The organism is bacterium (assembly GCA_023150945.1).
Taxonomy (GTDB): domain Bacteria; phylum Zhuqueibacterota; class Zhuqueibacteria; order Zhuqueibacterales; family Zhuqueibacteraceae; genus Coneutiohabitans.
The window spans coordinates 324,415-338,122 of sequence record JAKLJX010000007.1 but is presented as its reverse complement, the minus strand read 5'-3'; the positions used below and the strand labels follow the sequence as shown (position 1 = coordinate 338,122).

The window sequence follows — 13,708 nt, the reverse complement described above, 5'->3', positions numbered from 1 at the left end:
CAGCTCCATAAGGTCTCATGCCTCTTAATATAATCAAAAAACTGTCAATTTCCTATTACTTATGCAAAACTCAATAATGTCTTGAAAACCTCGGCTCCGCCGAGGTTGGAGCGTTTTCGTACGGACATTGGGAAGCACGACCAGCGCCTGCCGTGCGCGTTCCAAACCAACCGTGATTCTCGCGCGGGCTTCAGCACAATCGGGCCCTCATGCTTTTCTCGCGGCCACGGCCTCGGCATGATTCGGCAGGCCTTCGATCACCGCCAGCGTTTCGACCGCGCTGCCGTCGCGCTGAAAAGCCTCGGCACTGTATTCAATCATGCTGAGGTGTTTGCAAAAATCCGCGACGCGCAACGGGGAGCCAAAACGCGCCGAACGGCCCGTCGGCAGCGTGTGATTGGGGCCGGCGACATAATCACCCATGGGCACGGGAGAATGAGAGCCCAGAAAAATGGCGCCGGCGCTGGTGATCGCTGCCGCCACTGCCCGCGGTGCGCGCGTCATGATTTCCAAATGCTCGGGCGCAATTGCATTGATCGCCGCAATTCCCTCTGCCAGCGAACGCACCACGAATGCCACGCCGAATCGTTGCGCCGCTGCCGCGACGATCGGCGCGCGCGCCACGCGTCCGGCAAGTTCTGCAACGCGCCTGCTCACACGTTCCGCCAATGTCCTCGCGTCGGTGACCAGCACCGCTTTGGCCTCGACATCGTGTTCGAGTTGGGAAATCAAGTCGCGCGCCACCCATTCGGGATTGGCGCTGTCATCCGCGAGAATTGCAATCTCGCTGGGACCTGCCAGGCTGTCGATGCCGACTTGTCCAAAGACTTGCCGTTTCGCCGCCGTCACAAAGCTGTTGCCTGGCCCCACGATTTTGTCCACCGCCGCAAGGGATTGCGTGCCGAATGCCAGCGCTGCGATGGCCTGCGCCCCGCCGGCTTGATAGATCTCGTGTACGCCCGCCAGCGCCGCGGCCGCCAACACGTGCGGATCGAGGCCGCCGGCGCGCGGCGGGGTCACCATCACCACACGGCGCACGCCCGCCAGGCGCGCGGGAAGCCCCAGCATCAGCACACTCGAAGGATATAACGCGCGGCCGCCCGGCACATAAAGGCCAGCGGCAGCCAGCGGCACCACCCGCTCTCCCAGCCGCACACCTTCGCGCTCGAACTCCCAATCGGTTTCGCGCTGATGTTGATGAAACGCCGTGATGTTCTGTGCTGCGGCTTGCAACGCCGCCAGTGCTGCCGCGCTGATCTGCTGCTGTGCCGCCAGCCAGGAGTGTTGCGGCACCGCCAGCTCCTGCGGCTTCAGAGCGAGGCCGTCGAAGCGCCGGGTGTATTCGCATACGGCCTCATCGCCGCGCTGCCGCACCGCCGTGATGATCTCACGCACTGCGGCCTCCACCCGATCCTCAGCGGCATAGTCGACCGCGAAGAGCCGGCGCAATTCCTGCCAGTCCTGTGGCGTCTCAGCGTGAAGAATTCTCATGCACCGCCTTTCGCAAACGATTGATGAGATCGGTGATCGCTGCCAGTTTGAGCTTGTGGCTCGCTTTGTTGACGATCAAGCGCGCCGTGCTCTCGCCGATGGTTTCGTGGATGAGCAGGCCGTTTTGCCGCAGCGTCTCGCCGGTTTCCACGAGATCGACGATGCGATCGGCTAGCCCCACCTGCACCGCCAGCTCCACCGAGCCGTCGAGTTTGATGATCTCCACCTGCGCACCACGGCCGGCAAAATACTCGCGCGTGAGGCGCGGATATTTGGTCGCCACGCGCAATTGCGATTGCAGAATGTAGCCCTTGCCTGCGTCTTCCGGCCGGCCCGCTACCGCAATCCGGCAGCGCCCGATCTTGAGATTCAACGGCGCATCCACTTCCGCGCTGCTTTCCAGCAGCACGTCCAGCCCGGCAATGCCGGCATCGGCGATGCCATACTCGACATAAGTCGGCACATCGCTGTTTTTCACCAGCAGAAAGTGAAAAGCCGGGTGCGCGTCGGAATCAAAACGCAAGCGCCGCGAGCGAAACAGTTCCGCGTTGGCGACCAGGCCGGCACGCTGCAGCAGTGCCACCGCCGGCGCGAAGAGCTTGCCTTTGGCGAGGGCGAGAGTTATGTCTGTGTTGTCTGGCATAGCCGGGTGCCAAGTGGTTTTGCTCTTACTCTTAATCTTACTCCTACTCCTACTCTAACTCCCACTGCGCCAATGGAAATGCGAGTAAGAGTAGGAGTAGGAGTAGGAGTAAGAGTAAGAGTTGAATGAGAATCTCACCCCGCTGGTCTTGTCATCGCCTCCACCAGCCGATCGACGTCGAACGAGAAGCCGACCGCCGGGCAATCGTAGCCGAACTGTGAGAGTAGATGATCATAGCGGCCGCCGGAGCCGACCTCATAGCCGAGTCCGGGCACATAGGCTTTGATCATGATACCGCTGTAGTAGCCCATGCCCTGCACTTCGCTGAGATCGATGACCACGTGCTCTGACAAGCCCAGAGCCTCCAGGCGATCATAAACCTCGGTCAAATGATCAACCGCTGCACCCGCCTGCGCATTGGGCGCTGCTGCCCGCGCCTGCTCCAGAATGTCGCGGCGGCCGTGCCATTGCATCAGGCCGGTGAGCGCCTGCCGGACCGCAGAGGGTGGCGCAACCTGCAGCAGAAACTCGTTCAGCGTGTCAGCATCTTTGTGGCTGAGCAGGCGCTTGATTTCATTGAGTTGCTCCGGCGTGAGCCGCGCTTCCAGCACAATGCCGTTGAAATAGCCGATGGTTCCGAGGTTGATCTGAAACGCGCCCAGTTGCAGCGCGCGCAGGGCTTGCGCCGCCAGTGCGACCGCTTCAACGTCGCCTTGCAATCCGGTTTCACCCAGCAATTCGAATCCCACCTGCCAGCATTCGCGGCTGCGGCCGGCATGCAGTTCTTCAAAACGAAATACTTTGCCGGAATAGAACAAGCGCAAGGGCAAGGTGAGTGCGGCGTGTTTGTGCGCCACCAGGCGCGCCACCTGCGCGGTGAAATCCGAGCGCAGCGCCACCAGATTGCCTTCGCGGTCGAGGAAGCGGTAGATCTTGTCGTGCCAGCCGTTCCTGCCGGCGGCGGCAAAGACTTCCCAATGCTCGAAGGTCGGTGTGATGATTTCGCGATAACCCTGCTGGCGCAAGGCGGCCGTGATCGCGTGTTCGACATCGCGCCGGCGCTGCGCCTCTTCGAAGAGATAATCCTTGAGGCCGGCGGGCAGTTGGTGGAGGTGATGTGGCTTCATGGTTTTTTGTCGAATATGTGCCAGTCGCCGGCCGGAAACCGGCGAAACCGATTGACTCCTGCGAAAATAGCGCGGCGGCAGCGAAATATCAAGCAAAACTCCCGTTGCAACTTTTCCGCGGATGTGATATAGTATTTCTCTGAAAAAATACCACGGCCGCGAGGAGATTGTCGCGCAGGCTGCCAGCGTGTCTTCGTTTGCAGGCTGGACGCCTGCGTTACGCCATTCGGAAAATGATCACTCAGGAAGGGGCGTGAGGAGCTTTAGCCACGGATCGACACGGATGAAGCCCAAACACGAAATCCGTGCGCATCCGCGTTCATCCGTGGCCCTGTCTTTCGGTTTTAGTGGGGCTGATTGCTGTGCTTGCCGCAATATTCGAGGCCAGCGAGCTGGAGGTTTTGCGGTTGATTGCTCTGGCAGAGGACTTCAAAACCATCGGCCCTCGCCACAACCTCATGGGCAAGCTCAAGCTCTGCAGCGTGGCAGAGTTGACGAAGTATGGTATTTCTCCATTCCAGCTTGCCTTCGTTTGCAGGCTGGCAGCCCACGTTACGATGTCCCGGCCACAATGCCACCATTAGAAAGTCACAATGACAACTTCATCACGCCTTGTGACGCCGCATGGCGAGTTTCGTCCGAAATTCATTCACTGGCTTGCCGGCCGGCATGACACCGTGTTTCTTGAAACGACGCGCCGGGACACGGACAATCAGCACAGCTTTCTCTTCGCTGCCCCGCAGGCAACAGTCTCTTGCCACGAGCTTGCGCAAGTGGAAACAAAACTCGCGGAGGTCGAGCACGCGCTGCGGCAAGGCCATTACGCCGCCGGCTTTCTGACCTATGAAGCCGGCTATGCCTTCGAGGAACGACTGCCGCCGGCGGCGAATGTTTCTCTGCCGCTGTTGTGGTTTGGCATTTATGAGCAACCACTCATTTATGATCATGCGCAGGGAGAATTCACTGAGGGGAATGAGCTGCTGCCGCAGATTCTCGAGCAATTGCCTGCGGATGATGCCGGTGCCGCCCAATTCCGGCTTTCCGGCATCCAACCCAACCTCACCGAGCATGACTACGAACATGCTCTCACACAAATCAAGGAACGAATCGCGGCCGGCGACACCTATCAAGTCAATTTCACTTTCAAACTCAAGTTTACCTGGCCGCAGGCGCCGGCCGCGCTGTATTGCCGCCTGCGCCACAACCAGCGCGTGAGTTATTCCGCTTTGGTGGCGTTGCGCGATCATGCTCTGCTCTCCTTTTCGCCGGAGCTGTTCTTTCGTCTTGCAGATGATCGCCTCACCCTCAAGCCGATGAAAGGCACGGCCCGCCGCGGCCGCACACTCGCCGAGGATGAGGAGCAGCGCCAGTGGCTGCAGCATTCCGAAAAGAACCGCGCCGAGAACTTGATGATTGTCGATTTGCTCCGTCATGATGCCGGCCGGCTGGCGCTCACCGGCAGCGTGGCGGTGCCGCATTTTTTTGAAATCGAGCGCTATGAAACCGTGCAGCAAGCCACTTCCAACATCAGTGCAGAATTGCGGCCGGGCGTCACGGTGCCCGAGTTGCTGCGCTGCCTGTTTCCCAGCGGCTCCATCACCGGTGCGCCGAAGCTGAGCACCATGCAAATCATTCACGCCCTGGAGCGGGAGCCGCGCGGCATCTACACCGGCAGCATCGGATTCTTTTCGCCCCGGCGCCGCGCCGTCTTCAACGTCGCGATTCGCACGGTGAGTCTGGATACGCGCAGCGGCGCAGGAGAAATGGGCATCGGCAGCGGCATCGTGTGGGATTCGGAAAGTGAGGCGGAGTACCGTGAGTGCCTGTTGAAGTCACGCTTTCTCAGCGAGCCGGGCACCGATTTTCAACTGATCGAAACGCTGCGCTGGGATCCGCAAGAGGGCTGGCTGCTGCTCGACGCGCATCTCAAGCGGCTGCAGGATTCGGCGGCGTATTTTGATTTCAGATGCGACGCCGGTGAAATCAGGCGCCGCCTGGCAGCGCAGCCTGCAATCTGCCGGCGCGAGGGCATCGCCTGCCGCGTCCGTTTGACGCTCGCGCGCGAAGGCGAAATCACCCTCACTCACGCCCCGCTGCCACCGCCGGTTGTGCCGGTTGCCGTGCGACTGGCCAGCGCCCGGACGAATTCGCTTGATCGTTTTCTGTTTCACAAGACGACCCAGCGTGAGCTGTATGATCGTGAACTGGAGCGGGCTGTGGCCGCCGGCTTTTTCGAGGTGATCTTTCAGAATGAGAAGGGAGAGGTAACGGAGGGCGCGCGCACGAATGTCCTCATCAAAAAAGGGGAGCGCTATTTCACGCCGCCGCTGGCGTGCGGCGTTCTGCCGGGCATCTACCGCGCGCATCTGCTGGCAACGCAAACGCTGCCGCTGAGCGAGAAGGTTCTGCCGGTCGATGAGCTGCGGGCTGCGGATGAGATTCTGCTCTGCAACTCGGTGCGCGGCGTGCTGCCCGCGAAGCTGGGCAGCCAGTGAAATGTTACCGGAAAGAGCGCAGCGCGGCAACTTGCCGCAACCAAATCTGTCAACCGCGAATTAACGCTAATCAACGCGAATAAAAAATTAGCGTACATTCGCGTGAATTAGCGGTTCGTGAAAATCTTCGCGGTTGTGATAGTTTTTCCGGAGTAATACTATATTCACACTCGTTGTCATCCAGCAAGGATCCTTTGATGATTTAAGCACGGCGCCAAGGGCATCACCGGATTCCTTCTGGCTGAATGACACCAGAAATCACTCACCCAAATCAAGGTCACGGAGCACGGGAGAATCGTCAGCGCCGCAACGTCAGTGCTGCAGTTCCATCAGGCGAGATCACACAACAGGGCACACGGCCGGCGGCCAGGTGCCCTTTAGTGCTCACACGCTGCTGCACGGCGCAGCGCGCCGCGATTCACGCTTCGATGCGGGTGCCCAGCACTTCGAGAAATTTGGCCAGCCAGGCGGGATGCGCCGGCCAGGCGGGCGCCGTCACCAGGTTACCGTCTTTCACCGCGTCATCGATGCGAATGTTGGCATATTCGGCGCCGGCGATTTTGACTTCCGGACCGACCGCGGGATAGGCCGAGACCTTGCGGCCCTTCACCACGCCCGCGGCCGTGAGCACCTGCGCGCCGTGACAAACCGCCGCCACCGGCTTGTTCGTCTCGAAGAAGTGACGCACGATCTCCAGCACGCGGCTGTTGAGGCGGAGGTACTCCGGCGCGCGGCCGCCCGAGATGAGCAGGGCATCGTAGTCTTCCGCTTTGAGATCGGCAAAGGTGGCGTTGAGCGTGAAGTTGTGGCCGGGCTTCTCGCTGTAGGTTTGATCGCCCTCGAAATCATGAATGGCGGTGCGAATCTTGTCGCCCGCCTTTTTGTCGGGGCAGACCGCGTGCACGGTATGCCCGACCATCTGCAGCGCCTGAAACGGCACCATGACTTCGTAGTCTTCCGCAAAGTCACCGACGAGCTGCAGGATTTTCTTTGGCATGGGTGACACTCCTTTCTATGGTTGAATGTTCTTCATGGTAACCTCGAAATCCCAGTCATTGGCCAATTCGCGAACGCGGGATTCCAGGCGCAATTGTCAATACGGGTGCTGGCCTTCGGCGCGGCAAGCACGATGCCCGGTTTTCTGTTACTGCGTTGAAACCGTTTGTTTGCCGGGCAGTCATTCGTACCGATGAGGCTGCCGGTCATCCAATGGCTACTTGGCCAGCAACACCTTGCGCCGCACCACCACCGCGCCCGCTTCCATGCGAATGAAATAAACGCCGCTGGCCAGCCGGCCGCCCGCAGCGTCACGGCCATCCCATTTTGCGGTGTAATGGCCGGCGCTGCGCCAGCCTTCCGCCAGCGTTCGAACCAGCCGGCCGGTGCCATCATAGACATTGACTCGCACGAATTCCGCGGTTGGCAGACTGTAGCGCACCGTGGTTGCGGGATTGAAGGGATTGGGAAAATTCTGCGACAGCTCCGGCCGCGACGGCAGAGGCGCAAAGCCGGGATCCTGGTTCCGCAGAAAGTCGTCCGCTCCCACCGCCAGTTTGAAACGGTGCGGTTGCGATCCTTGCAGATAGAAGATGTACTCGCCCCCGCTTGACAGAACGACGGTTCTCTCGGTGCTCACGTCGTGCAGCATGGCCTGCCAGTCTTGCGGCAGATTCCACGCCTCTTCCAACCGAAGCATGATGGGCACATCACGGCGCGCGTTGCTCACTGCGAAATCGAAAGCCTTGCCGTTGACCGACGGCGGGCGGAAATCACCGGCGTAGCGTTGAGCGTCTTGCTGCCGCTCGTCAGGGAGGAAGGAAAGCGCAACGAAACCGGGCAGCAGGGGCGGCTCGCTGAAATCATGGGCATCCCTGCCCTCGGCCGCGGTGGACAGACAACCGGCATAGTTGTCGGGATCCACATGATTGCCGGCGCTGGCGGACAAACGCAGCAGCCACTCGCCTGGTTGCAGAGCGCGCGCAGCCGCAAGCGGGCCAATTGATTTTTGCGCCGGCCTGGTGGCCGCATGCGGCGGAATTTTGAGTACGGCATCAACTTCGCTTTTTACGAAGTAGGCCTGCCACGGCTTCATGTGGGCATCGAGCAGAGGATAGTAGGATTTATCTCCGTCCTTATTATCGCAGCGATAGACCCAAAGCGTGTCGGCCTCCATGCCTGCCGGCTTCTTGACCTCTCGCCAGTCGATCGCAAAGTCGAACGGTGTGCCGATTTGATTCCAGCCCTTGCGCAGCGCCAGTTCGAAAGTCGTGTCAGTGGGAAGGCTGATGGCTTCGCCCACGGCAATAGCCGGTTGCGACTCTTTCGTAATAAGCCAGAATCCCAGGCCCGGCGTTAGACTGTCGACATTCGGATACTCGGCATAGTCGAGATCACCGGGGGTATCATCATCCACCCAGCGCAGCAGGCGCCAGTCCCTTTTGTCATAATTCGGGAATTTTTTGAAGTATTCCCTGAAAACCTCCCTGGCCGACATCTTTTGCAGTTGATTCGGCACCGAGATCATTTGATAAACGGAATCGACCGTGCTCCATTTGCTCGTCAGAGCCAGCGTTCGCACACGCATGACTTTCGGCTTGGCCGCCGCCTCCTCTTCAGGATAGGTGGCCAACTGGCTGTCGTATGCCGTAGAGATGAAATACTCCAGGCCACGACTGGTAATGGCGCCGCCGGGAATCGTGTCGGAGATCGCGCCGTCCACTCCCCGGATCATGGACAGGCTTTGATAGAGGGAATCACCGCCAACACGATAGTGCAGCGTGTGCTGCAGCGAGTCATGATCATTTTGAATCGTGGTGACAACCGTCATTGGCACGCCCGCCCCGGCAATGGTATCGGCTGGCGGAGAAATTTTCGGCAGCGGAAAAAGCGCATAGCTCGCCTCCGTCACCGCGCTGGAATCGCACGGCAGAAGATAAGCCCTGGCCTTGATCAGCACGTTGGCGGGGGGAGTGAACCGCAAGGGCCCACTATAAACGGAATCACGCCGGCTTGGATCGCTGCCGTCGAGCTTGAAGTATATCACCGCTCCCGGCGTCTCTGATTTCAGGCTGATTGTCAGCGCGTCGGAGAAATGCAACCCCGTTTTCTCGCTGTAGTCGACGCCGGCGACCGGGCGCGCGCGCACGATGACGGTTGTGGATTCGATTTTTTCAGAATCCATTCCAGTTTCATCTCGCGCCATGGCCGTCACCCGAAAGGTGCCGGCACCAGTGTAGGCGTGCGCCGGTGAAAAAATCGAGCCGGCAGCCTTGGGCCCCAAGGTCTCCTGCTGGTCATCGCCCCAGTCGATGGCCAGATACACCGGATCACCATCAGCGTCGACCACGGTTACTACCAGATGGACATCCTGACAAAGATACGCATGCTTCGGGTCAATCTCGATGGAAGTAATCGCAGGCGGGCGAAACTTGCATCGCGCCTCCCTGCCGTCCCACCAAACGCTGTCCGGCGAAAGATTGGACACTTTGTCAAGGAGAATTTCGATTGCGCTGCGTCCAGCGCAGCCTTGAATGCCGGCATTTTCCCGCAGGTCGAGCCAGCGCAAGTTTGTCAGACCATACAGGCCGCTGATATCAAGCGTATCCAGTCTGTTGCCACGCAGATCGAGTCCGGTCAAGTCGGTCAATCCCGCCAGGGCCGTCAAAGCGTCGATTTGATTATTCGCCAGTGAAAGCGAGTCGATGTTTTCGAGTTGGTGCAGGGGCTCAATGTGTTGGATTCTGTTGTTGTCGAGGATCAACACCTTCAAGTCGTACAGCGAATCCAGCGGCGCGAGGTCGGCAATTTCGTTGTTGGGCAGTTCGAGATGCGTGAGGTTGACGGCGAATTCGAGGCCGGCGAGGGTGTCTTCCTCCGTGTCTCTGTCGATGTGTCTCAGGCGGAGAGATTCCAGGAGTGTGATCTCCTTTTCGTCAATGCACTCGAACGAGCCACCAGGATATTGGCGCTGCAGCGCCTGTTTCACCGAGTCGAGCAGGGCGTCATTCTCGAAAAACGCGGTGACTCCGCAGCAGCCCTCCCAATCGATTCCTTCGCATTCGAGACTGTCGAGACTGTCGGCGAGCCAAAAGACGGCCTTGCCATCACTGATGCCGGAATTGCCGCGCAACACGAGCGTCTCGAGTTTGTCGAGATGATAGAGAAAGGGGAGATCATCATGATCGAGAAGGTTGTCGTTGAGCGCCAGAAGGCGCAGAGCTGGCAAGTTGCCGAGGCCGGTCAGCTCGGTGAGCTGATTGTTGCCCAGCCACAGGGTGTCGAGCTGTGGCTTGTTGCCCAGACCGGTGCTGGATCTAAGTTGGTTGTGGCTCAGATCCAGCGTGCGCAATTGCCTTAGCTCCGCAAGCGCGCTAGCGGTATCAATTTGATTGCTTTCCAAATTCAGGCGATAGAGCTGTTTCATTGGCCGCAGCGCCTCGGGCCGTTGCAAGTGATTGAATCCCAGGTCGAGGGTTTGCAGTCCGGGCAAGGCGCTCAACGCCGCCAGCGCACTGTCGCGCAAGTCGTTCCGCCTGAGATTCAATTGCGCCAGGTTTTTGGCAAACTCCAGCCCGGCTAGGCTGGTGATTGCGAGGCCGCTGGCATCGAGGCTGTCCAGCCGCTGAATGTCATCGTTGTTGATGCAGTGCTCTGTGCTGTCGCCCGCGCGAGACAAGGTCGCTCTGACTGCTTCCAGCAAGGGGAAGGAGACGAAATACTCCTCGATGCCGCAGCAATGATCCCAGATGATGGTGTCGCAATTCAGATGTGGCAATTCATCAGCCAGTTTTTGCATTTCCTTTCCGCTGGTCAGGCGCTGGTTACCGCGGAGATTCAAATAGCGCAACTCCTTCAGATCGTAAAGGAGGAGGAGATCCTCGTGACCGAGACTGTCGTCGTTCAACGTCAGGTAACGCAAAGTCGGCAAATTATCCAAATCAGTCAACTCAGCGAGGTGATTGTTTCCCAGCAGCAGGCTGTCGAGCTGTGGCTTGTTGCCCAGACCGGTGCTGGATTTGAGCCGGTTGTGGCTCAAATCCAGCGTGCGCAAGCGAGTGAGTTTTCCGAGCGCAATGGCGGAATCTATTCTGTTTTGCCGCAACCGCAGATACTCCAGGTCCGTCAGTGTGCCGAGAGCAGCGATGCTCTCAATGACATTCCCCGCCAGCGAAAGCGAATCAAGCCCGTCGAGCTGGTGCAATGGTCCCAACTTTTGGATTCTGTTGTTGTCGAGGATCAACACTTTCAAGTTGTACAGCGAGTCCAGCGGTGAGAGGTCGACAATCTCGTTGCCCGGCAGCTCGAGATGGGTAAGATTGGTGGCGAATTCGAGGCCGTCGAGTGTGTCTTCCTCCGTGTCTCTGTCGATGCGTCTCAGGCGGAGAGATTCCAGGAGTGTGATCTCCTTTTCGTCGATGCACGCGAACGAACCGCCAGGATACATGCGCTGAAGCGCTTCTTGTACCGAGTCGAGCAGCGCTAGATTGGTGAAAAATGCGTCGATCCCGCAGCAGTCCTCCCAGTCGATTTCTTCGCATTCGAGACTGTCGAGATTCTGAGCGAGCCGGAAGACAGCTTTGCCGTCGGTGATGTTGGAGTTCCCACGCAAGCCAAGAAAGTTGAGCTTATCCAAGCGATAAAGCTGAAGCAGTTCGCCATGGCCACGAAGATTGGTGCTGGCAATGTCCAGCTTCTTCAAATCCACCAAATCGCGCAGATGAATGAGTGAATCAATTTTGCAGCCTTTGAGCCAGAGCTCGGTCAGTTTGGTCAATTTCTCCAGCGGCTTGATTACTCTGACTGCCGTGTTGTTGAGCCAAAGTATTTTCAAATTGGTTAGTTCATCCAGCGGATTGAGATTGGAGATACCGGCATTATCGTTGAGATAAAGCTCTGTGAGTGACGTTAGTGACCTCAGGGGATTGAGAACATTGCCCCCACGTGGTTCTGTGAGATTGTTGTCATGAAGGCTCAGAGTAGCCAAAGATAACTTGTCCTGTAATCCCTCGAGTGAAGTAATTCGGTTCTTGTGGAGTGTCAGATAGGTCAGTTTTGTCATGCCACGGAGGGCGGTGACGCTGTCGATTAGGTTGTCATAAAGCTCGAGCTTTGTCAGGTTGGTCAGTAACGCCAGGGAATCGATTATTGCGATCTTGTTGCCGGCGAGCAGCAAAGTCTGCAGGTTGGTCAACTGCCTGAGTGGCCCCACGCTGTCTGCGCCGCAGGAGCGCAAATCCAGGAAAGTGAGTTTGATGAGGTGGCGCAGCGGCGAAAGATCGTGGATGGACTTGGTGTTGTACAGCCGGAGCTCCGTAAGATTGACGGCGTATTCCAAACCCTTCAGGCTTGTGATATTCTTGGATTCACACTTCAAGCTCGTGAGCCTCGCCATGTCGCTTGCGTAAATCGGGCCCACTTTGGGAATACCGTCCTGGCTCCTAACACATTCTTCGAGATTTTTGTCGGCGAAGATAACGATGCTGTCGACGGCCAGAATGATGGGGGCAGGCGACGGCGCGGGAGCTGCCGCCTGGGTTTGCTGAACTTGCTCCCCCGCGCTCGCGAAGCTCTGTGCCGGCAGCCGCAGCGCCAGCACGGCGCCGGCCAGCAATGCCAGGATTATTTTTGCCTTCATATTACTTCACCGGGGTTTGGGTGTTTTGTATTTCATCCAAGCCGTCACCTCGCCGATTCTGGCAAGGTTTCAGGCTTTGCCTTCAGCCTAACCGCCGTCCGGCGGTGGCGGGGGATCGGGGAGGATGCCATTTCCCGGCGGTTTGTTTTGACGCCAGGCAAGTATTGCACCTCCCACCGTCAAGCCGAGGGGCACTGCGATCTTCCCCATTTTCTCCCAAAATCTCTCCCGCGGCTTTGTGTTTGCTCGAGATGAGGATTTGGCTTTGGTGTTGAGCAAGGGAAGGTGAAAACCGACTTGCGAGCCGTGAAAGAAAGTGACTTCTTCGCTCTGCAGTTTTGGGCCTGAGCCAAGCAATCTTGTTATCCGGGTTTCGAGAAATAGGCTGATTGGAAATGAGTCGTGGAATCTCCAGCGCAAGCCCGCGCCGAGGGCGATACTGGGAGCAAATTTGCCACCGATGCTTGTCGACAATGCCCACGAGTCCGATGTTTTCGACCACGTTCCGCCCAGTGCCGCGAGACAATAGACCGGCACGGCGGCGTCCCGCTCGCGCAGGTGATATTTCAATTCCACGGACGAGCCATAGAGAACGAGATTCTTGGGGCCACCCTGCTCTTGTGAGAGGGGAAGCGTTGCTGCCGTCATTGTCAGCCCGAGATCAGCCCGTTCCCCGACCCGAATTTCCGCGCCGAGGCGCGGGTCGTTCAGCCACTCCCCTCCTGGCCAGGATCGACGCAGATCTTCCGGCAGGTCCCAGGCGTGGAGGTAGCCGGAGGTGAGGCCAAGATTGACTTTCGTGGATACTATGGGTTGTGGTTGAGGTGTGACGATCGCAGGCGCACAATCTGAATCGCCCTCGATCTCAGCAATTAATTTTCCAAGTTGGCTCTTTGCTGCATCACTCAGAGATTGGAAGAAACCTAATTTCCGCATTTTGCACAAGTAATCTTTTGCCCTTTGTTCATGAGAAGGATTGTTGTATCCACTGGAAAAGATGACGTAAGCCATGACTTCATATGCCTTGGCAAGATACTTTGGCGAACATTGCAATTGCTCGACTCTCTTTGCAATTTCGACCGCCTGATTGAAATGGCTCGAGTTGGTTGCATTTCTCGCTTTGATCATGGCTGAATCGACAAGGGTAGCACAAGAATCCTGAGCAAGCATCGGGGAGAGGGGTGACAACTGAATCAGCATCAGAGCTGTCAGCCATGGCCAAAAGGCTCGTTGAATGGCCAGCGATGAAGCGGTTCTATTTCGCGCGATATGATGAATCATTCTTCCCCTCCCCAAAGCCAGTTGCCATCTCATAGTC

The 13,708-nt window shown here is 58.1% G+C and carries 8 protein-coding genes; 2 read left to right on the top strand and 6 right to left on the bottom strand.

All coding sequences use genetic code 11. The annotated features are described in order from the left end of the window. Positions 1 to 207 precede the first annotated feature (207 nt). The 3 genes from hisD to hisZ form a co-directional block, all read right to left on the bottom strand. Positions 208 to 1,491, bottom strand: a complete 1,284-nt coding sequence (gene hisD / locus L6R21_12360; protein ID MCK6559980.1) for a histidinol dehydrogenase — start codon at positions 1,489 to 1,491, stop codon at positions 208 to 210. Continuing rightward, positions 1,472 to 2,134 (bottom strand): ATP phosphoribosyltransferase, encoded by a 663-nt coding sequence (hisG, locus tag L6R21_12355; protein MCK6559979.1) that lies wholly within the window; start codon positions 2,132 to 2,134, stop codon positions 1,472 to 1,474. The genes hisD and hisG overlap by 20 nt, the downstream gene beginning before the upstream one ends. Positions 2,135 to 2,268: 134 nt before the next feature. After that, positions 2,269 to 3,261: an ATP phosphoribosyltransferase regulatory subunit gene (gene hisZ / locus L6R21_12350; protein ID MCK6559978.1), complete on the bottom strand. Its 993-nt coding sequence runs from the start codon at positions 3,259 to 3,261 to the stop codon at positions 2,269 to 2,271. A 305-nt stretch (positions 3,262 to 3,566) separates the two neighbouring features. Here hisZ and L6R21_12345 point away from each other — a divergent pair, with 305 nt between their 5' ends. Further along, complete coding sequence (locus L6R21_12345; GenBank protein ID MCK6559977.1) at positions 3,567 to 3,845, top strand: hypothetical protein; 279 nt, start codon at positions 3,567 to 3,569, stop codon at positions 3,843 to 3,845. Positions 3,846 to 3,854: 9 nt separating this feature from the next. After that, entirely contained in the window at positions 3,855 to 5,756 is a 1,902-nt protein-coding gene (gene pabB / locus L6R21_12340) for an aminodeoxychorismate synthase component I (GenBank protein MCK6559976.1), read from the top strand. A 418-nt stretch (positions 5,757 to 6,174) separates the two neighbouring features. Here the strand turns inward: pabB and L6R21_12335 are convergent, their stop codons facing one another. From L6R21_12335 to L6R21_12325, 3 genes are all read right to left on the bottom strand, one after another. Then, positions 6,175 to 6,753, bottom strand: coding sequence for a DJ-1/PfpI family protein (locus L6R21_12335; protein ID MCK6559975.1), 579 nt, complete (start codon positions 6,751 to 6,753; stop codon positions 6,175 to 6,177). 216 nt (positions 6,754 to 6,969) lie between these two features. Beyond that, on the bottom strand, positions 6,970 to 12,390 hold the full coding sequence (locus L6R21_12330; GenBank protein ID MCK6559974.1) for a leucine-rich repeat domain-containing protein: 5,421 nt from the start codon (positions 12,388 to 12,390) through the stop codon (positions 6,970 to 6,972). 87 nt (positions 12,391 to 12,477) lie between these two features. Continuing rightward, entirely contained in the window at positions 12,478 to 13,671 is a 1,194-nt protein-coding gene (locus L6R21_12325) for a hypothetical protein (protein MCK6559973.1), read from the bottom strand. Positions 13,672 to 13,708 lie beyond the last annotated feature (37 nt).

What these genes read in the sequence shown, in the direction of transcription:
- hisD (MCK6559980.1), bottom strand. Translation starts at nt 1,491, where the DNA reads ATGAGAATTCTTCACGCTGAGACGCCACAGGACTGGCAGGAATTGCGC.
- hisG (MCK6559979.1), bottom strand. Translation starts at nt 2,134, where the DNA reads ATGCCAGACAACACAGACATAACTCTCGCCCTCGCCAAAGGCAAGCTC.
- hisZ (MCK6559978.1), bottom strand. Translation starts at nt 3,261, where the DNA reads ATGAAGCCACATCACCTCCACCAACTGCCCGCCGGCCTCAAGGATTAT.
- pabB (MCK6559976.1), top strand. Translation starts at nt 3,855, where the DNA reads ATGACAACTTCATCACGCCTTGTGACGCCGCATGGCGAGTTTCGTCCG.
- L6R21_12335 (MCK6559975.1), bottom strand. Translation starts at nt 6,753, where the DNA reads ATGCCAAAGAAAATCCTGCAGCTCGTCGGTGACTTTGCGGAAGACTAC.
- L6R21_12330 (MCK6559974.1), bottom strand. Translation starts at nt 12,390, where the DNA reads ATGAAGGCAAAAATAATCCTGGCATTGCTGGCCGGCGCCGTGCTGGCG.
- L6R21_12325 (MCK6559973.1), bottom strand. Translation starts at nt 13,671, where the DNA reads ATGATTCATCATATCGCGCGAAATAGAACCGCTTCATCGCTGGCCATT.